Below are 18,371 nucleotides of genomic sequence, written 5' to 3' on the forward strand. Positions count from 1 at the left end.
CCGGATACAGTTAATACATGGTCACGGCAATCGTCCACATCAAGGCCGAGGTAGACCGGATCCCGGAGGTCGCCCAGACGATCGCCGAGATCGACGGGGTCAGCGAGGTCTACTCCATCACCGGCGAATGGGATCTGCTCGCCATGGTCAGGGTCGCCCGCTACGAGGAGGTGGCCGAGGTCATCCCCGGGCGGGTCAACAAGGTCGACGGCGTCGAGCACACCGAGACGCACATCGCCTTCCGCACCTACTCCAGGCACGACCTCGACGCCGCCTTCTCGATCGGCTTCCCCGAATCCGACTGACCCGCTCCCCCGCGGTCCCCGCGTAAGCCCCCGCATCCGCCTCTACGTCGGCGTCTGCGCCCGCTTCTGCTTCGGCGTCCGTCTTGGGTGCCCGCCTCGGGCGTCCGTCTTCGGTGTCCGTCTTGGGCGTCCTTCCTCGGCGTCCGTCTTCTGGGCCCGGCCGTCCTTCGGCCGGGCCCGACGCGTTCCCGGGCCCGATCGTCCCCGGCCGGTGGGCCGGAACGCGGAACGGCCCGGACGGGGAAACCCCGTCCGGGCCGATCTCGATCAGGCGAAACCCTAGTGGGTGAGGCTCCGGTCGTCGCCGGAACCGATCGCGGCGTGCTCGCCGTGCTCCCCGTGCTCGCCGTGGTGCCCGTCGTCGAGCGGGATCTTCTCCCCGCCGTACGCCTTGGACATCCGGCCGCGGAGCTTGCCGAGCGGGCCGCGCATGCCCTTGGGCGGGATGCCGGAGGCGTCCTCGTCCACGGGCAGGGCCGCCACCGCCTCCTTGCCCCGCATGTGGGCCTCGAGGTCGTCGGACGGCGGCGTGTGCACCTCGATGAACTCACCGTGCGGCAGCCGCTTGATGACACCCGACTCCACACCGTGCCCGATGACCGCGGCGTCGCTGCGCTGCAGGCCGAGGCACATGCGGTAGGTGATCAGGTAGGCCAGCGCCGGCCCGACGAAGACCAGCACCCGGCCGATGTACGTCGTCCAGTTGAGGCTGACGTGGAAGTTGGCCGAGATCTCGTCGTTGGCGCCGAGCAGCCACAGCACACCGTAGAACGTCATCGCCGAGATGCCGATCGCGGTGCGGTGGGGGTTGTTGCGCGGACGGTCGGCGACGTGGTGCTCGCGGTTGTCCCCGGTGACCCACCGTTCGATGAACGGGTAGAGCGCGAGACCGGTCATGATGATGCCCATCGGCACCAGCGCCGGGATGATCACGCTCATCGGCAACGTGCCCGCGTGGGCCGTGCCGAACAGGTTCCACTCCCACGGCGGCATGAGCCGCAGCGAGCCTTCGAGGAAGCCCATGTACCAGTCGGGCTGCGAACCGGCGGAGATGTCCGCCGGCGTGTACGGCCCGAACAGCCAGATCGGGTTGATCTGGGCGAACGTCGCCAGCCCCGAGACCACGGCGAGCGTGAACAGGAAGTAGGCGCCGGCCTTGGCCATGAAGGCCGGGTAGAACGGCGCGCCCACCACGTTCTTGTTGTTGCGCCCCTTGCCCGGCATCTGCGTGTGCTTCTGCACCCACATGAGCACCATGTGAGCCGAGACCAGCGCCAGCAGGATGCCCGGGATGAGCAGGATGTGCAGCGAGTAGAACCGGGAGATGACGTCCTCGCCCGGATACTCCCCGCCGAACAGGAAGAACGTGATGTACGTGCCCACCAGCGGCAGCGAGATCGCCACGCCCTCGGTGATCCGCAGACCGGCGCCGGAGAGCAGGTCGTCGGGGAGGGAGTAGCCGGTCAGGCCCTCGGCCAGCGCCAGGGTCAGCAGCAGCACGCCGATGATCCAGTTGAGCTCGCGCGGCTTGCGGTAGGCGCCGGTGAAGAACACCCGCAGCATGTGCACCGTCATGCCGGCCACGAAGAGCAGGGCCGCCCAGTGGTGCATCTGCCTCATCAGCAGACCACCCCGGACGTCGAAGCTGATCTCCAGCGACGACGCGTAGGCCTCCGACATCATGACGCCCTTGAGCGGCGCGTACGAGCCGTCGTAGGCGATCTCGCCCATGCTCGGCTTGAACCACAGCGTCAGGAACGTACCGGTGAGCAGCAGGATGATGAACGAGTAGAGCGCGATCTCACCCAGCAGGAACGACCAGTGGTCAGGGAAGATCTTGCGCAGGTTGCGCTTGAGGAAGTTCGCCCCGCCCAGACGGTCGTCCAGGAAGGTCGACGGCCCGGCGATGGCCTTCGGTACGGCGTTCAGGTCGCTCATGCCTGGCCTCCCTTCTCCCTGGCCTCGGCCTCGGCGTCGCCGCGCTCCCAGTAGCTGGGACCGACGGGCACGTTGAAGTCACCCTGGGCGATCAGATAGCCCTCGCTGTCGACGGTGATGGGCAGCTGCGGCAGCGGCCGGGCGGCCGGGCCGAAGATGACCTTCGCGCCGTCGGCCGCGTCGAAGGTCGACTGGTGGCACGGGCACAGGATGTGGTGGGTGGTCTGCTCGTAGAGCGCCGCCGGGCAGCCGACGTGCGTGCAGATCTTGGAGTAGGCGACGATGCCGTCGTGCGTCCAGTTCTGCTTGACGCCGCTCTTGAGCTCCTCCGGACGGAACTTGATCAGGATCAGCGTGGCCTTGGCGAGCGCGTTGAGGTCGTGCTCGTAACCCTCGGGCACCACCGACAGGATGCCGCCGGGCGAGTTGAAGTCGGCCGCGCGGATCGGCTGGCCGGTGCCCTCGACGACCAGGCGCAGCGGCTTGCCCTCCTTGGTCTTCTCACCCCAGACGGTGTGGCGCAGCAGCTTGTTGAACTTCGCGCCGGGCATCTTGGAGTTGTCGAGGTCGCGCAGCAGCACCAGCGGCACCAGGCCGAGCGGCGCGGCGGCCAGCAGCAGCGTGCGGCGCATCAGCTTGCGCTTGACGAAGCCGCTCTCGTTGGCGCCCTGCAGGAAGGTCTCGGAGACGACCTCGCGGTCGTCCTCGTCGGAGGCCATCGTGTGGCGCTCCTGGACCAGCGCGTACTTCGGCATGATCTGGCGGACCCAGACCACGATGCCGACCGCGAGGCCGAGGACGGCCAGGGTCAGCGTGCCGCCGAGGGCGAGGTTGGAGACCCCCGTCGCCTCAGGGCTGCCGACCTGGAACATCACGTAGGAGATGAGGAAGGCGATGCCGGCCAGGAACGTGATCGCGAAGCAGAGCGCCACGATCTTCTCGGCCTTGCGGGCCTTGCTCTCGTCCTGCAGCGTCACGCCCGGGACGTCGCGGTCGGCGACGTCTTCCTTCTCCGCGGCGCCCAGCATCGACGTGCCCGGCGCGGGAGTGCCGATGACGCGCTTGGGCACGCGTTCGTCCGGCTGCTCGATCTCGTGCTCGTTGTCTGTCATGACTTCTGTCGCTTCTTCGCGGTGATCCAGATGGCGGCGAGGGCTAGGGCGGCGATGCCTACCACGAACGCTACGAGACCTTCGGTGACCGGGCCGATGCGCCCGAGGCCGAACCCTCCGGGGTCCTTCTGCTCACGTACCTGGGTGATGTACGCGATCATGCTGCGCTTCTCCTCAGGCGTGATCGTCGAGTCGTTGAAGACCGGCATCGCCTGCGGGCCGGTGACCATCGCCTCGTAGATCTGCGTCGGTGAGGACTCGTTGAGGTTGGGCGCGTACTTGCCCTGCGTCAGGGCACCGCCGGCGCCCGCCCAGTTGTGGCACTGGATGCAGTTGGCCCGGAACAGCTCGCCGCCCTTGCCGGCGTCACCGAGCTTCGGGTCGACCTGCTCCTTGCCCGGGACCTGCGGACCGCCGCCGAGCGACTGCACGTAGGCGGCGACCTGACGGGTCGTGTCCTCGTTGACCCAGTGGGCCAGGGGCTTGCGCGGCGCCTGCGGGCCGGGGTTGCCGGCGGGCATGCGGCCGGTGCTCATCTGGAAGTCGACCGCCGCGGCGCCGACACCGACGAGCGTGGGGGCGGTGTTGGTGCCCTCCGCGTTCATGCCGTGGCAGCTGGAGCAGTGGGCCACGAACAGGCTCTTGCCCTCGGCCACGTCGTCGACCTTGCCTGCCGCCAGCGCCGCGTCGGCAGGCTTGCCCGCCTGGACAAAGGCGGCGTATACCATCCCGACCAGCGCCAACGCCAAAATCAGGACGGCGTATCTCGCGAGGGGATGCCGCCGCCAAGCGGTGATCCTAGTCACAGAGATCCCGTTCCTTAACGAATGATGTAGATGGTCGCGAAAAGACCGATCCAGACGACGTCTACGAAGTGCCAGTAGTAGGACACGACGATCGCGCTGGTGGCCTGCTCATGCGTAAAGCGCTTCGCGGCGTACGTGCGTCCCAGCATGAACAGGAACGCGATCAGGCCACCGGTCACGTGCAGGCCGTGGAAGCCCGTCGTCAGGTAGAACACCGAGGTGTAAGCGTTGGCGGACAGGGTCGCGCCCTCTGACGCCAGCTCGCCGTACTCGTACAGCTGACCGGCGACGAAGATCGCGCCCATCAGGAAGCTGACGATGTACCAGAAGCGGAGCTTGCCGACCTGCCCCTTCTCCGCGGCCCACACGCCCAGCTGGCACGTCACACTCGACAGGACCAGGATGATCGTGTTGACCGTCGCGAACGGGATGTTCAGGTGAGCGCCTTCTGCCTCAACGCCTGCAGGAAGGAAGGCAGGGCCCCACTCGATGCCCTTCCCCTCGCTCACCGACCGGATGGTGAAGTACATCGCGAACAGCGCCGCGAAGAACATGAGCTCAGAGGACAGCCAGACGATCGTCCCGACACTGACCAGGTTCGGCCGTCGGTACGACTGTGCTGTCGTCGTCGAAGTTATTGCGGATGCTGTCGCCACGGGCAGCATTATTGCGGCTCCGGTGTTCGGTCCGGCCAACGACCCCCCGTTAGGAGGAACAAACCGGCCATCAACCTGGGATAATTGGGACAAAACGCCTGTCAGACCCGGCGGCCTGGGATTGCATCCCGGCGCAACGGTACGATCCAGGTGACCATACAGCTTCGACCGATAGTGAGCGCGACAGTGACGTCCTCTGGGAGCACCGACGACACGATGAGGGTCCTCGTCTACAGCGACGACGCGACCACCCGGGCCGAGGTCCGCCAGGCGATCGGCCGGCGGCCGGCGGCCGATCTGCCCCTCGTCGAGATCATCGAGTGCGCCACCGAGCCCAAGGTCCACCAGTGGCTCGGCTCCGGCGAGATCGACGTGGCGGTCCTCGACGGCGAGACCCAGCCCGCCGGCGGCATGGGCGTCTCCCGTCAGGCCAAGGACGAGGTCTACGACTGCCCGCCCGTGTGCCTGATCATCGCCAGGCGGGACGACCGCTGGCTGGCCGAGTGGTCCAAGGCCGACGCCGTCGTCCCGCAGCCCATCGAGCCCATGGTCCTGGCCGACACCGTCGCCGACCTGATGCGCCGCCGTTCCGCCACCCGACTCAACGCGAAGTAGGTGCCCATGGACTCCCGGACGACCTGGCCTGCCCTGTTCTCCGCGCTCCTTTCCGGCGAGCACCTGTCGGCCGACGAGACGGCCTGGGCGATGCGGGAGATCTTCTCGGGCAACGCCACCTCCGCCCAGATCGCGGGCTTCGCGCTGGCCCTGCGGGCCAAGGGCGAGACGGTGGCCGAGGTGGTGGGCCTGGCCCGGACGATGCTGGAGTTCTCCACGCCGCTGACCGTCGAGGGGCCCGTCCTCGACGTCGTCGGCACGGGCGGCGACCGCGCCCACACCGTCAACGTCTCCACCATGGCCGCCATCGTGGCCGCCGCGGCGGGGGCCAGGGTCGTCAAGCACGGCAACCGCTCGGCCTCCTCGCTGTGCGGGGCCGCCGACGTCCTGGAGCACATGGGCATCAGGCTCGACCTGACGCCGGAGCAGACCGCGCGGGTGGCGCGCGAGGCGGGCATCGCCTTCTGCTTCGCGCCCGTCTACCACCCGGCGCTGCGGTTCGCCGGCCCGGCGCGCAAGGAGATCGGCGTCCCCACGGTCTTCAACTTCCTTGGCCCGCTGACCAACCCGGCCCGGCCCAGCGCCCAGGCCATCGGCGTCTACGACGCCCGCATGCTGCCCGTCATCGCCGGCGTCTTCGCCGAGCGCGGCGTGTCCGCCCTGGTCTTCCGCGGCGACGACGGGCTCGACGAGCTGACCATCACCGGCACCTCCACCGTGTGGGTGGTCCGCGACGGCACGGCCACCGAGGCCAGGTTCGACCCCGCGATCCTGGGCATCCCCCGAGCCGACGCGAACGCGCTGCGCGGGGGCGACGTGCAGTTCAACGCCCAGGCCGTGCACGACGTGCTGGGCGGCAAGAAGGGGCCGGTGCGCGACGCCGTCCTGCTCAACACCGCCGCCGCGCTGGTCGCCCACGACGGCGCCGGCGACGACCTCGACACGGCGATGATCAAGGGCTACGAGCGCGCCACGCAGGCGATCGACTCCGGCGCGGCCGCCGACACGCTGCGCCGCTGGATCGAGGTCAGCAGCTCCTACCGCCCCTCGTGACCGCGAGCGCGCCCCTGAGGCGCGCTCACATCCTTCGGCGGTAACGAGGTGCCCGAGGGTCCTGGCAGAGCCTCCAGGGCCTGCTCAGGGCCGGGTGGCGGTCAGAAGGTGATGCTCGGGCCGTCCTTGAGCGTGCTCCACTTGAGCCAGTCCTTCCAGTTCTCCTGCCAGTGGCCCCACCCGTTGGTGGGCTCCAGCTTGCGCGGCGAGCCTGTGATGATGATCGGGTCCCCGATCAGGGTGTTCTTGATGAACCAGGCCGCGTTCTCCGGGCTGACGTTCACGCAGCCGTGGCTGACGTTGGAGTTGCCCTGGGAGCCCACCGACCAGGGCGCGCTGTGCACGTACTCGCCGCTGTTGGAGATGCGCACGGTGTTGTAGACGGTGAGCTGGTAGTAGCCCGACTGTCCCGGGCCGATGCCGGGCGAGGTCATGACGGTCACCGGCTCCCGCGACATCGCCAGGTGCACGCCCGAGGTGGTGTAGTACTTCCACTGGCCGCCCTGCCCGGCGCTCATCGGCATGGTGCGGATGCGCTTGCCGTCCCGGCGGACCGTCAGCACGTGCTCGTCGGTGCTGCCGCGGGTGATCTGGGAGCGGCCGATCTTGAAGTCGAGGGTGACGTCGCGCTTGCCGTACAGGCCGGGGCCGCCGCGCACGCCGGCCAGCTTCGCCTCCAGCCGCACCTTCGTGTACGCCGGCCAGTACTCCTCCGGCCGGAAGTCCACATGGCTGTCGTCGAACCAGTGCCAGGCCCCGTCCACCGGCTTGGAGCTGCGGATGGTCAGGTTGCGCTCGACGGCCACCCGGTCGCTCACGGGCTTGTCGAAGGCGATCATGACGGGCATGCCGACGCCGACCGTCAGCCCGGTGTCGTCCTTGTTGGGAGTGATCGTCTGGATGTCGAATGTCTTGTCGCCCTTGACCGTGGTGAACGTACTGGAGGTCTCGCTCTGCTTGCCCGAGGCGTCCACGCTGACGACGGTGACCGTGTAGCCGGCGCTCGGCCGGGCGGTGGTCGTGCTGCGCCAGCGGGTGCCGTCACCGCTCAGGACGCCCTTCAACCGGCCCGCCTTGCCGCCGTCCACCCGGACGCTCTTGATCGTGCCGCCGTGCGCGGACACCACCACGGGCTGGTCGGTGGCCACGTTCACGGCCTTGTCCTGGGGCGTGACGCCCACCGCCGGCTGCCGCGCGACCGCGGTCAGCTCCTTCGTCTCGTTCGCCGCGCCGCTCAGCGAGCACGCCGTGAGCAGCGCCAGGGCCAGCAGGCCGGCCGATCCATTCGCCACGCGTCTCACGAGTGACCCCCTCGCCCAAGATCCAACCTTCTCCTCCCTTATTACCCTGAGTGATCTATTCACGACATCCGTGACCTGGTAAAGAACACGAAAAAGCGGGCGTCCTCCCCTATGGGAAGGACGCCCGCTTCGAGCCGCTTGTCAGTGCGAGAAGTTGCCCCGGTAGTACTGGAACACGAACCCGATCATGGCCATGATGATCAGGAACACGCCGATCAGGAACATCCAGAAGCCGATCACGAACCCGGCGAAGGCGAAGGCCGCCGCCAGGCACAGGAACAGCGGCCACCAGCTGCTCGGGCTGAAGAAGCCGATCTCGCCGGCGCCGTCGCTGATGTCGGCCTGCTTGTCGTCCTCCGGCTGGGCGCCGATGCGCCGCGCGGTGAACATCAGGTAGTAGCCCACCATGAAGGCGAACCCGACCGAGATCGCCATGGCGGTGGTGCCCACGGGCTCACCGTGGCCGGTCGCGGCCTTGGTCCAGAACCAGTAGCCGACGTCGACACCGGCGAAGAACAGGCCGCACAGCAGGAACAGCCAACCCTGGACCTTCATCAGGCCTCCACCTCCTGGGCGGACTTGGCGGACATGTGCGGGTAGTGCAGGTCGAACGCCGGGCGCTCGGACCGGATGCGCGGCAGCGAGGTGAAGTTGTGCCGCGGCGGCGGGCAGGAGGTCGCCCATTCGAGCGAGCCGCCGTAGCCCCAGGGGTCGTCGACGGTGACCTTGACCCCCGACCGCCAGGTCTTCCAGACGTTGTAGAAGAACGGCAGCGTGGAGGCGCCCAGGATGAACGCGCCGACCGACGAGATCATGTTCAGGTCGGTGAAGCCGTCGGCCGCGCTGTAGTCGGCGTACCGGCGGGGGAAGCCGACCATGCCCAGCCAGTGCTGGACGAGGAAGGTGGTGTGGAAGCCGATGAACAGCAGCCAGAAGTGCACCTTGCCCAGCTTGTCGTCGAGCATCTTGCCGGTGAACTTGGGCCACCAGAAGTAGAAGCCGGCGAACATGGCGAACACGACCGTGCCGAAGACCACGTAGTGGAAGTGGGCGACGACGAAGTAGGTGTCGCTGATCTGGAAGTCCAGCGGCGGCGAGGCCAGGATGACGCCGGTCAGGCCGCCGAGCAGGAAGGTGATCAGGAAGCCGACGGAGAACAGCATCGGCGACTCGAACGACAGGTGACCCCGCCACATCGTGCCGATCCAGTTGAAGAACTTCACGCCCGTCGGCACCGCGATGAGGAACGTCATGAACGAGAAGAACGGCAGCAGGACCTGCCCGGTCGGGAACATGTGGTGCGCCCAGACCGTGATGGACAGACCGGCGATCGCGATGGTGGCGCCGACCAGGCCGATGTAGCCGAAGATCGGCTTACGGCTGAAGACCGGCAGGATCTCGGTCACGATGCCGAAGAACGGCAACGCGATGATGTACACCTCGGGATGGCCGAAGAACCAGAACAGGTGCTGCCACAGGATCGGCCCGCCGTTGGCCGGGTCGAAGATGTGGGTGCCGAGCTTGCGGTCGGCCTCCAGCGCCAGCAGCGCGGCGGCCAGCACGGGGAAGGCCATCAGCACGAGCATGCTGGTCAGCAGGACGTTCCAGGTGAAGATCGGCATGCGGAACATGGTCATGCCGGGGGCGCGCATGCAGATGATCGTGGTGATGAAGTTCACCGCGCCGAGGATCGTGCCGAGGCCCGACAGGGCCAGGCCCATGATCCACAGGTCGCCGCCGATGCCGGGCGAGTGGATCGCGTTCGACAGCGGCGTGTAGGCGAACCAGCCGAAGGAGGCCGCGCCGCCCGGGGTGAGGAAGCCGGACACGGCGATGACGCTGCCGAACAGGTAGAGCCAGTAGCTGACCATGTTCAGGCGCGGGAACGCCACGTCGGGGGCGCCGATCTGGAGCGGCATCAGCTCGTTGGCGAAGCCGGCGAACAGCGGCGTCGCGAACATCAGCAGCATGATCGTGCCGTGCATGGTGAACAGCTGGTTGAACTGCTCGTTGCTGGTGATCTGCAGCCCCGGCTGCGCCAGCTCGGCCCGCATGATCAGCGCCATGACGCCGCCGATCAGGAAGAAGGCGAACGACGTGATCAGGTACATGTGCCCGATGATCTTGTGATCGGTCGAGGACATCCACTTGGCGATGATCTGGCCCTTGGTGACGGGCCGGACCGGCGCCCGAAGCGGTTCTTGGATGGCGGTCACTGGGCACTCCCAGCCTGGGTCGCGATGTACTGGTCGAACTCAGCCTGCTTGACGAGCTTCACCGAGAACAGCATCCGGCTGTGGTCGACGCCGCACAGCTCGGCGCACCGGCCGGCGTAGACGCCCACGCGGTCGTCGCCGAGCGTCTTGATCTCGAACTTGCGCCCCGGGTTGCCCTCGGGGATGCCGGGGATGATGTCCCGCTTGAACAGGAACTCGGGCACCCAGAACGAGTGGATCACGTCGTCGGTCGAGAGGTCGAACTCGACCTTGGTGTTCGTCGGCAGGACCAGCTGAGGGCCCTGGTGGTAGTCGTGCACCGGCATGCCGGACACGGGCTGCGTCGTCTTGCCGTTGTAGGTCGTGGTGAAGCGCCAGCTCCACTGGTAGGCCTCGACCTTGACCTTGACGGGCGCGTCACCCGCGACGTCCGTGAGGGCCTTGCTGTCGCGGGCGGTGAAGAAGAAGAACACCGACACCATGACGAGCGGGACCACCGTGTAGAGGATCTCGATCGGCAGGTTGTAGCGCACCTGGGGCGGCAGTTCGGCCTTCCCCCTGCGCTTGCGGTGGAAGATCGCGGCCCAGACGATCAGGACGATGACGACGACGCCCGTGGCGAGTGCGGCGATCCAGGCCCCGTTCCACAGATGCTGAACGACCTTGGCCTGCTCGGTCACGCCCTCGGGCAGCAGGCCGTTGGACCAGTCGAACTTGGGAACGTCATTAGCACACGCCGTAGCAGTGGCCAGCAGCAACGCCAAAGCGGCGGCGCGCGGCACCCTGCGCCGGGCCAACGAACGCCGCGTCGTACGGCGAGTCGGACTCACGGATCGCCTACCCCACAGATGAAGCCCAAGAGTCTTTCCCTTGGGTGCTCGTATTTCCAAATGCACAGCTGATTGCAGACACATTAGCGTGCAGGTGTCCCGCCCTACCGCGCGACCCCTCGATGGCGCCGCAAGTGGGACGATGAGTCTCGTGGCGTATTTCGACGCGGCCTCGAGCGAGCCGCTCCACCCTCAGGCACGCGAGGCGCTGCTGGCGGCGATCGACGTCGGCTGGGCCGACCCCGCGAGACTGTACACCCAGGCCCGCCGCGCTCACCTGCTGCTGGAGCAGGCCCGCACGGAGGTGGCCGAGGCGCTCGGCGCGCGCCCCGACGAGGTGTCGTTCACCTCGTCCGGCACGCAGGCCGCGCATCTCGGCGTGCTCGGCACCCTACACGGCAGGCGCAGGGTCGGGCGTCATCTGGTCACCAGCGCGGTCGAGCACTCCAGCGTGCTGCACGCGGCCGGCGTGCACGAACGCGACGGCGGCACGGTCGAGACCGTGGGCGTGAGCCTGGAGGGGCGGGTCGACCTCGACGCGTTCGCCGAGGCCGTCGCGCGTCCCGGCACGGCGCTGGCCTGCCTCCAGACGGCCAACCACGAGGTGGGCACGGTGCAGCCGGTCGCCGAGGCCGCCGCCGCGTGCCGGGCCACCGGGGTGCCGCTGCTGGTCGACGCCGCCCAGACGGCCGGCCGCATGCCGATACCGCCGGGCTGGTCGGTGCTGACCGCCAGCGCCCACAAGTGGGGCGGCCCGGCCGGGGTGGGCGTGCTGGCGGTGCGCAAGGGCACCCGGTTCCGCTCGTTCCTGCCCGAGGACGAACGCGAGCGGCGGCGGGTCCCCGGCTTCGAGAACGTGCCGGGCATCGTGGCCGCGGCGGCGGCGCTGCGCGCGATGAGCGCCGAGGCGGCGCAGGAGCAGGCCCGGCTGTCCACGCTCGTCGCCCGGATCAGGGAGACCGTGCCGAAGGTCGTGCCGGACGTCGAGGTGATCGGCGACCCGGTCGGCCGGGCGCCCCACATCGTGACCTTCTCGTGTCTCTACGTCGACGGCGAGGCGCTGCTCACCGAACTGGACAAGGCGGGATTCGCCGTATCGTCCGGAAGCTCGTGCACCGCTAGTACGCTTCGTCCATCGCACGTCCTCGAAGCGATGGGCGTGCTGACGCATGGGAATGTCCGGGTGTCGCTGCCCAGGGGCACGTCCGCGGCCGAGGTCGACCGGTTCCTGGCCGTGCTGCCCGATCTGGTGCGCCGCATCCGGCACGACGCAGGAGTCGCATGACCGAGGTAACTCAGCCGTCATTGACGATCGACGCGCTCGGGAAGAAGTGCCCGATCCCGATCATCATGCTCGCCGAGCAGATCAACCACGTGCCGCTCAACGCCGTGGTGGCGGTGCTGGCCGACGATCCGGCGGCCTTCACCGACGTGCCGGCGTGGTGCCGGCTGAAGTCCCACCGCCACGTGGCCTCGTACGAGCTGCCCGAGGGCGGCTGGGCCATCCACGTGATGCGCAACTACTGACGGTTTGTGGGTAGGGCCCTCCCCTGACGGCACAACGACCATTCGGGGGAGACCATGGCCAAGGGGAACGAGACCGCCCGTGACGTGATGAGCACGGGCGCGGAGTGCATCGCCGCGCACGAGACGCTCGACCGGGCGGCTCAGATGATGCGCAACAACGACGTGGGCGCGCTGCCCGTGTGCGGCCCCGACGATCGGGTGACCGGCATCATCACCGACCGCGACATCGTCATCAAGTGCGTCGCGGCCGGTCACGACCCGGCGCAGGTGACCGCGGGCGAGCTGGCGACCGGCCTGGTCTGGGTGACGGCGGACGCCACCGTGCAGGAGGCGCTGTCGCGCATGGAGCAGAACCAGATCAAGCGGCTGCCGGTGCTGGAGAACGAGCGCATCGTCGGCATGATCAGCGAGGCCGACCTCGCCCGGTGCCTGCCGGACGACCAGCTCGCCGAGTTCGTGCACCGGGTGTACGCCAAGCGCTGACACCCGTACGGGGATCGCCCCGCCACGCCTGCGGCGGGCGGGGCGTACGCGTGTCAGGGGTGGTAGCTCAGGGGTGGTAGCAGCGCACCTGGCCGGCGATGTCGGCCGCGGCCTCGGCGCCGTAGGCGGCCGTGAAGCGCTCCAGGAAGACCTTCTGCCCCAGCTCGTACTCCTGGCCGCCGACGCGCTCCAGCACGTGCGTGGCCGTCAGGTTGCCGATCTGGCCGCAGCGCTCCAGCGGCAGGCCCCAGGCCAGGCCGGACAGGAAGCCGGCGCGGAAGGCGTCGCCGACGCCCGTGGGGTCGGCCTTGCCGCGCTCGGGGGCCGGGGCGACCTGGATGGACGGCTCGCCCTTGCGGTCGATGACGGCGCCCTTGGGGCCGAGCGTGGTGACGCGGACGCCGACCCGGTCGAGGATCTCCTCGTCGGACCAGCCGGTCTTCTGCTCGATGAGCCCCTTCTCGTAGTCGTTGGAGAACAGGTAGGCGGCTCCGTCGACGAGCTGCCTGATCTGCTCGTCCTCCATGCGGGCGAGCTGCTGGGAGATGTCGGCGGCGAAGGGGATGCCGCGCTGGCGGCACTCGTCGGTGTGCCGCAGCATCGCGTCGGGGTCGTTGGGGCTGATCAGCACCAGGTCGAGGCCGCCGACCCGGGCCGCGACCGGCTGCAGCTCGATCAGCCGCGCCTCGGCCATCGCCCCGGTGTAGAAGGAGGCGATCTGGTTGTGGTGCTCGTCGGTGGTGCACAGGAAACGCGCGGTGTGCTGCGTCTCGGAGATGTGCACGGACTCGCAGTCGACGCCGTGGCGCTCCAGCCAGGAGCGGTAGTCGGCGAAGTCGTTGCCGACGGCGCCCACCAGGATCGGCTTGAGGCCGAGACAGCCCATGCCGAAGGCGATGTTGGCCGCGCAGCCGCCGCGACGGATCTGAAGGTCGTCGACCAGGAACGAGAGCGACACCCGGTCGAGCTGCTCGGCGATGAGCTGATCGCCGAAGCTTCCTGGGAACGTCATCAGGTGGTCTGTCGCGATGGAGCCGGTTACGGCGATGCGCACGGGATTCTTCTTCCTCGTTGTCAGCAGGCCAATGAGCCCCACGAGAATACGCGAAGGTCCCGCTCGCACAAAGGCGGGCGGGACCCCACAGGCCGAAGCCGTGACCCCTTAGTTGAACGAGTCGCCACAGGCGCAGGAGCCGGTGGCGTTGGGGTTGTCGATGGTGAAGCCCTGCTTCTCGATCGTGTCGACGAAGTCGATGCTGGCGCCCATCAGGTAGGGGGCGCTCATGCGGTCGGTGACCACGCTGACACCGCCGAAGTCCGTCACCACGTCACCGTCCATGGAACGGTCGTCGAAGAAGAGCTGGTAGCGCAGGCCGGAGCAACCACCCGGCTGCACGGCGACCCTCAGCTGCAGACCTTCCTCACCCTGCTGCTCCAGCAGGCTCTTGACCTTCGCGGCGGCCGCGTCAGTCAGGATCAGGCCCTGCGTCGTGGTCTCGCTGCTCTCAACCGTCATCTGCTGACTCCCTAACCCGGCTGTCTGTTTCCGACGTCCTACTGATGACGCTACCAACACCTCGCCCATGCCACACATTCCCGGGTCCCCTACCCCCGGAATAACCACGTTCGTCCGTGTGTCATAGTGAGTATCGTCAAAACGACGATAAGGGGGTATGGCGATGGCCACCCAGACTGGGCTGCCGCTCTTCGTCCTCGGGCAGGGCGCCGATCCGCACAGCGAGAAGGGCGTCGACTGTCCCGGCGAGCTGCCGCCCGCGTCCGACCCTGACCTGGTCGAACGCGCCCGCAAGGCCAAGGAGGCGCTGGGCGACCGCCTGTTCGTGCTGGGCCACCACTACCAGCGCGACGAGGTCATCCAGTTCGCCGACGTGACCGGCGACTCCTTCAAGCTCGCCCAGCAGGCCGCCGCGCGGCCCGAGGCGGAGTTCATCGTCTTCTGCGGCGTGCACTTCATGGCCGAGTCCGCCGACATCCTCACCGGCGAGGCCCAGAAGGTGGTGCTGCCCGACCTCGCCGCCGGGTGCTCCATGGCCGACATGGCCACGTTCGACCAGGTGGAGGAGTGCTGGGAGGCCCTTGAGGACGCCGGTCTGGCCGGCGAGGTGGTCCCCGTCACGTACATGAACTCCAGCGCCGACATCAAGGCGTTCTGCGGGCGCAACGGCGGCGTGGTGTGCACCTCCTCCAACGCCAAGAGGGCGCTCGACTGGGCCTTCGAGCAGGGCCGCAAGGTGCTGTTCCTGCCCGACCAGCACCTCGGGCGCAACACGGCGGTGCTGGAGATGGGCATGTCCCTGGAGGACTGCGTGGTCTGGAACCCCCACCGCCCCGACGGCGGGCTGACCCGCGAGCAGCTCGACCGGGCGCGGATGATCCTGTGGAAGGGCCACTGCTCGGTGCACGGCCGCTTCACGGCCGAGTCCGTCGACGACGTGCGCGCGCGCATCCCCGGCGTGAACGTGCTGGTGCACCCCGAGTGCCGGCACGAGGTGGTGCTCAAGGCTGACCACGTGGGCTCGACCGAGCACATCATCAAGACCCTCCAGGCCGCTCCCGCCGGGTCGAGCTGGGCCGTCGGCACCGAGCTGAACCTGGTCAAGCGGCTGGCCACGATGTTCCCCGACAAGAACGTGTCGTTCCTGGACCGGACGGTCTGCTACTGCTCCACGATGAACCGGATCGACCTGCCGCACCTGGTGTGGGCGCTGGAGTCGCTCGTGCTGGGCGACGTCGTCAACCGGATCACGGTGGACGAGGACACCGCCCACTGGGCCAGGGTCGCGCTGGACCGCATGCTGGCGCTCCCGTAACGCCCTCCCCCGACGGGCCAGGCCCGTGGCGAGGAGCGCCCGCCCTCGCCGCGGGCCCGGCCCCTGTTCCGGCTCTTTCTCCGGCGCGGTCAGGCGAAGTCGTAGCCGACGCGGACGCCGACCGTCAGCGTCTGGCGGCCGGGGCTGACCGAGGACGCGCTCTCGGCCGCCGCGGCCATCGCGACCAGCGGCTGGGCGCCGCCCCTGAGCTCCTCGGAGATCGACACGACCGGGCCGAGCGGGCGTCCGGCCAGCTCGGCGTAGTGGGCGGCCTTGGCCGCGGCGTCCCTGAACGCTCTCGTCCTGGCCTCGCCGAGCACCGACGCCGGGTCGGACAGCTCGAAGGTCACGCCGTTGAGCCGGGCCTCCTCGCCCACGCCGGCGACCGTGTCGATGACGGCGTCGGCCCGCGACAGGTCCCTGACGACCACCTCGACGCCCTGGGCCGCCCGGTAGGCGGAGACCTTCGGGTAGACCTCGTACTCGGGGCCGAGCGAGAGCTCGACCGTGCGCACGTCGTGGGCCGCGACGCCGGCCCCGGCCAGCGCGTCGGCCAGCCGGGCCGCGGCGGCCCTGACCGCCGTGAACGCCTCGGACGCCGACGCCCTGCGCACCTCGACGCCCGCCAGCAACCGCAGGACGTCGGGCGCGGCCTGCACGCTGCCCTCACCGACGACGGAGATGTCCACGCCTGCCCCCTAAGACTGGGTTCGCCTCGATCCTACGGGCGTGTCCTGCCCCCGCCCACGGCCGGTTCACACAGCGGTTCAGACGGCGTCGACGATCGCGCCCGGATCGTCGAGCTCGACCTGGTGCCCCGAGCGGGGCAGCAGCACCAGCTTGGCGTCGAGGCGGGCCGCCAGGCTCTGCCTGCGGGCGTCCCGGCCGCCCGCGCCGAGCACGGTGACCGGGATGTCGGGAAAGGGATGGCCGGCCCGGATGTCACGGAGGTCGGCGGCCATGTCGCGGCGGGCCAGCCACTCCCCCGCCACCGCCGCGGGCACCTTGCCCATCCGGTACACGCCGAAGGGGTCGCCCATGCCCGTGACCAGGCGGTGCGCCGGCGGCCCGGTCAGGCGGGCCAGCACGTTCGCGCCCCACGTGCCGCCGAGCGCGGGCAGCCACGCGCCCAGGACGGCGGCGAGCGCGAGCGGCCGGCGCACGGGCGGCGGACTGGGGTCCACCAGGACGAGCTTGGCCACGCAGAGCGGGTGCAACCGGGCGAACGCCTCGGCGTGCCAGCAGGACAGGCCGTGCGCGACCAGGGTGACCTGGGACGGCTGCGCGGGGACCAGCGCGGCCAGCCGGGCCACCTCGCCGTACAGGGTGGGCCGGTCGGTCGCGGGCGGGCTGAGGCCGAGCCCCGGACGGTCGAAGCGGACGACCCGGTGGCAGGCGGCCAGGCCGGCGGCCACGGCGTCCCAGTGGAACCAGGCGCCCCCGAGACCCGCCGTGATGAGCACGCCGGGGCCCGCGCCCTGGTCGAGGACGTGCGGAGGACCGCAGGGGGCCTCCTCGTCGTCGTGGACGAGCAGCCGGAGCGCCACGTACACGACCCAGACGGCGACCATCGTGAGCTGGATCCGGTGGGCGACGCCGGCCAGCCGCCCGGCGGCCAGGGCGGCCAGCATGAGCCCGGTGGCCCCCACGTTCAGGCCGGTGAACAACCACGACACCCACGAGCGCCAGCGCGCGGAGAGCACCGCCATGGCGGTCAGCACGGCCGTCGTGGCCAGCGCGCCGGCCACCATGTGGAGCCGGTGCGAGACCGTCTCGCCGCGGCAGGCGGGGTCGCTGAGCACGGCGCAGTCGAGCGGGACCAGGCCGGAGACGACCGTCAGCAGCCCGAAGGCGGCCAGCGCCAGCCAGCCGGCCCACTCGCGCGCCACCCTGGGCAGCGTCGCCACGGCGGCCAGGCAGGCCAGCCCGGACAGCACGTCGCTGACCCGGAACAGGCGCGTCCACGGCTGGTCGCGGGCGGCCAGCTCGCTCACGTAGCCGTCGGTCCTGTCCACGGCGGGCGTGGTGAACTGGCCGGTGATCCAGGCGCTGTACAGCACGGCCGCCACGATGAGCGCCGAGGCCGCGGCGACGAACAACCTTCGCTCCACGTGATGATTAGAACACCATCCGTGGTCAAAGGCCCGGAGCACCCCATACCGGGAACCATCGGCCGAGGTCGGCCTCCAGCGGCAGTTCGCCGTCCAGGACGCCTCTGGCCTGCAGTTCGAGGGCGTTGTCGCGCCTGTTCCCGGGCAGCGGCGCGAACGGGTAGAACGTGCCTCGCTTGTACAGGTACACCACCGCCAGCCGCCTGCCCGCCGGATCGGCGAACGACACCAGCGAGCACAGCAGCGAGGGCCCGAACCCGGCCGACTCCAGCGAGGAGTTGACCGCGTGCAGCTCGGTGACCAGGTCGCTGACGTCGTCCGGCGCGCGGCGGACCAGCAGCCAGGTGTAGCCGTAGCCGTCGTCGGACTCCTCGACGCGCCCGCCGAGCAGCGCCTTGACGTCGCTCTCCAGCGTGGCGAACGCGCCGCCCTCCGCGGCCCTGAACGACACCGAGCCGAGACCGGTGGGGACGAGACCGGTCGCGGCCTGGAGCGTCACGGCGGCGGACGGCAGCGCGAACAGCGCGTCGAGGTTGGGCTTGACCGGCTTGGACCGGCCCAGCAGCGAGTCGAGCCAGCCCATGCGC

The 18,371-nt window shown here is 69.4% G+C and carries 20 protein-coding genes; 7 read left to right on the forward strand and 13 right to left on the reverse strand.

Going from position 1 to position 18,371, the window contains the following annotated elements:
- Positions 1-17 precede the first annotated feature (17 nt).
- The gene (locus tag ACWEJ6_RS17730; protein WP_125630767.1) at positions 18-305 is read left to right on the forward strand and encodes an Lrp/AsnC family transcriptional regulator; all 288 of its coding nucleotides are present in this window, start codon (positions 18-20) and stop codon (positions 303-305) included.
- Positions 306-584: 279 nt separating this feature from the next.
- Here ACWEJ6_RS17730 and qcrB read toward each other — a convergent pair whose 3' ends face one another.
- From qcrB to ctaE, 4 genes are read right to left on the reverse strand one after another with little or no spacing between them, the layout of a single operon-like run.
- Positions 585-2,243, reverse strand: a complete 1,659-nt coding sequence (gene qcrB, locus ACWEJ6_RS17735; RefSeq protein WP_387666139.1) for a cytochrome bc1 complex cytochrome b subunit — start codon at positions 2,241-2,243, stop codon at positions 585-587.
- Positions 2,240-3,355 carry a cytochrome bc1 complex Rieske iron-sulfur subunit gene (qcrA, locus tag ACWEJ6_RS17740; protein WP_452424687.1) on the reverse strand — a complete coding sequence of 372 codons (1,116 nt, stop codon included), beginning with the start codon at positions 3,353-3,355 and terminating at the stop codon, positions 2,240-2,242. The genes qcrB and qcrA overlap by 4 nt, the downstream gene beginning before the upstream one ends.
- Positions 3,352-4,161: a cytochrome bc1 complex diheme cytochrome c subunit gene (gene qcrC / locus ACWEJ6_RS17745; RefSeq protein WP_352326595.1), complete on the reverse strand. Its 810-nt coding sequence runs from the start codon at positions 4,159-4,161 to the stop codon at positions 3,352-3,354. The genes qcrA and qcrC overlap by 4 nt, the downstream gene beginning before the upstream one ends.
- Before the next feature lie 14 nt (positions 4,162-4,175).
- Positions 4,176-4,826, reverse strand: coding sequence for an aa3-type cytochrome oxidase subunit III (gene ctaE, locus ACWEJ6_RS17750; protein WP_125630774.1), 651 nt, complete (start codon positions 4,824-4,826; stop codon positions 4,176-4,178).
- A 207-nt stretch (positions 4,827-5,033) separates the two neighbouring features.
- Between ctaE and ACWEJ6_RS17755 the strand changes: the two genes are divergently transcribed.
- Both ACWEJ6_RS17755 and trpD read left to right on the forward strand, forming a co-directional pair.
- A complete protein-coding gene (locus tag ACWEJ6_RS17755; RefSeq protein ID WP_352353671.1) occupies positions 5,034-5,432 on the forward strand; it encodes a hypothetical protein in 399 nt (132 codons plus the stop codon).
- Between the two features lie 6 nt (positions 5,433-5,438).
- Positions 5,439-6,485, forward strand: a complete 1,047-nt coding sequence (trpD, locus tag ACWEJ6_RS17760) for an anthranilate phosphoribosyltransferase (protein ID WP_358294143.1) — start codon at positions 5,439-5,441, stop codon at positions 6,483-6,485.
- A 101-nt stretch (positions 6,486-6,586) separates the two neighbouring features.
- Here the strand turns inward: trpD and ACWEJ6_RS17765 are convergent, their stop codons facing one another.
- The 4 genes from ACWEJ6_RS17765 to ctaC all read right to left on the reverse strand — a co-directional run bounded on the left by ACWEJ6_RS17765 (position 6,587) and on the right by ctaC (position 10,832).
- Positions 6,587-7,786, reverse strand: coding sequence for a L,D-transpeptidase (locus ACWEJ6_RS17765; RefSeq protein ID WP_387666134.1), 1,200 nt, complete (start codon positions 7,784-7,786; stop codon positions 6,587-6,589).
- A 141-nt stretch (positions 7,787-7,927) separates the two neighbouring features.
- Positions 7,928-8,341 (reverse strand): cytochrome c oxidase subunit 4, encoded by a 414-nt coding sequence (locus ACWEJ6_RS17770; protein WP_352353336.1) that lies wholly within the window; start codon positions 8,339-8,341, stop codon positions 7,928-7,930.
- The gene (gene ctaD / locus ACWEJ6_RS17775; protein WP_387666130.1) at positions 8,341-10,002 is read right to left on the reverse strand and encodes an aa3-type cytochrome oxidase subunit I; all 1,662 of its coding nucleotides are present in this window, start codon (positions 10,000-10,002) and stop codon (positions 8,341-8,343) included. Before ctaD ends, ACWEJ6_RS17770 begins: the two co-directional genes overlap by 1 nt.
- Positions 9,999-10,832, reverse strand: a complete 834-nt coding sequence (gene ctaC / locus ACWEJ6_RS17780) for an aa3-type cytochrome oxidase subunit II (protein WP_358294146.1) — start codon at positions 10,830-10,832, stop codon at positions 9,999-10,001. Before ctaC ends, ctaD begins: the two co-directional genes overlap by 4 nt.
- 142 nt (positions 10,833-10,974) lie before the next feature.
- Between ctaC and ACWEJ6_RS17785 the strand changes: the two genes are divergently transcribed.
- Genes ACWEJ6_RS17785 through ACWEJ6_RS17795 form a run of 3 tightly spaced genes read left to right on the forward strand, consistent with a single transcriptional unit; the run spans position 10,975 to position 12,842 of the window.
- Positions 10,975-12,117, forward strand: a complete 1,143-nt coding sequence (locus ACWEJ6_RS17785) for a cysteine desulfurase family protein (protein ID WP_452424691.1) — start codon at positions 10,975-10,977, stop codon at positions 12,115-12,117.
- Positions 12,114-12,359, forward strand: coding sequence for a sulfurtransferase TusA family protein (locus tag ACWEJ6_RS17790; RefSeq protein WP_452424693.1), 246 nt, complete (start codon positions 12,114-12,116; stop codon positions 12,357-12,359). The genes ACWEJ6_RS17785 and ACWEJ6_RS17790 overlap by 4 nt, the downstream gene beginning before the upstream one ends.
- A gap of 54 nt (positions 12,360-12,413) precedes the next feature.
- Positions 12,414-12,842, forward strand: a complete 429-nt coding sequence (locus tag ACWEJ6_RS17795) for a CBS domain-containing protein (RefSeq protein WP_387666124.1) — start codon at positions 12,414-12,416, stop codon at positions 12,840-12,842.
- A gap of 67 nt (positions 12,843-12,909) precedes the next feature.
- Here ACWEJ6_RS17795 and ACWEJ6_RS17800 read toward each other — a convergent pair whose 3' ends face one another.
- Both ACWEJ6_RS17800 and erpA read right to left on the reverse strand, forming a co-directional pair.
- Positions 12,910-13,896, reverse strand: a complete 987-nt coding sequence (locus ACWEJ6_RS17800) for a carbohydrate kinase family protein (RefSeq protein ID WP_364331808.1) — start codon at positions 13,894-13,896, stop codon at positions 12,910-12,912.
- Between the two features lie 108 nt (positions 13,897-14,004).
- Positions 14,005-14,358, reverse strand: a complete 354-nt coding sequence (gene erpA, locus ACWEJ6_RS17805; protein ID WP_049566397.1) for an iron-sulfur cluster insertion protein ErpA — start codon at positions 14,356-14,358, stop codon at positions 14,005-14,007.
- A 157-nt stretch (positions 14,359-14,515) separates the two neighbouring features.
- On the opposite strand from erpA, the gene nadA reads away from it, so the two are divergent.
- Positions 14,516-15,673, forward strand: a complete 1,158-nt coding sequence (nadA, locus tag ACWEJ6_RS17810; protein ID WP_452424696.1) for a quinolinate synthase NadA — start codon at positions 14,516-14,518, stop codon at positions 15,671-15,673.
- 89 nt (positions 15,674-15,762) lie between these two features.
- Here nadA and ACWEJ6_RS17815 read toward each other — a convergent pair whose 3' ends face one another.
- The 3 genes from ACWEJ6_RS17815 to pspAB form a co-directional block, all read right to left on the reverse strand.
- Positions 15,763-16,362: an SIMPL domain-containing protein gene (locus ACWEJ6_RS17815; RefSeq protein ID WP_452424698.1), complete on the reverse strand. Its 600-nt coding sequence runs from the start codon at positions 16,360-16,362 to the stop codon at positions 15,763-15,765.
- 78 nt (positions 16,363-16,440) lie between these two features.
- A complete protein-coding gene (locus ACWEJ6_RS17820; RefSeq protein ID WP_452424700.1) occupies positions 16,441-17,784 on the reverse strand; it encodes an alpha/beta fold hydrolase in 1,344 nt (447 codons plus the stop codon).
- A 25-nt stretch (positions 17,785-17,809) separates the two neighbouring features.
- Entirely contained in the window at positions 17,810-18,367 is a 558-nt protein-coding gene (gene pspAB, locus ACWEJ6_RS17825) for a PspA-associated protein PspAB (RefSeq protein WP_352323078.1), read from the reverse strand.
- Between the last annotated feature and the right edge of the window lie 4 nt (positions 18,368-18,371).

The organism is Nonomuraea sp. NPDC004702 (assembly GCF_053601695.1).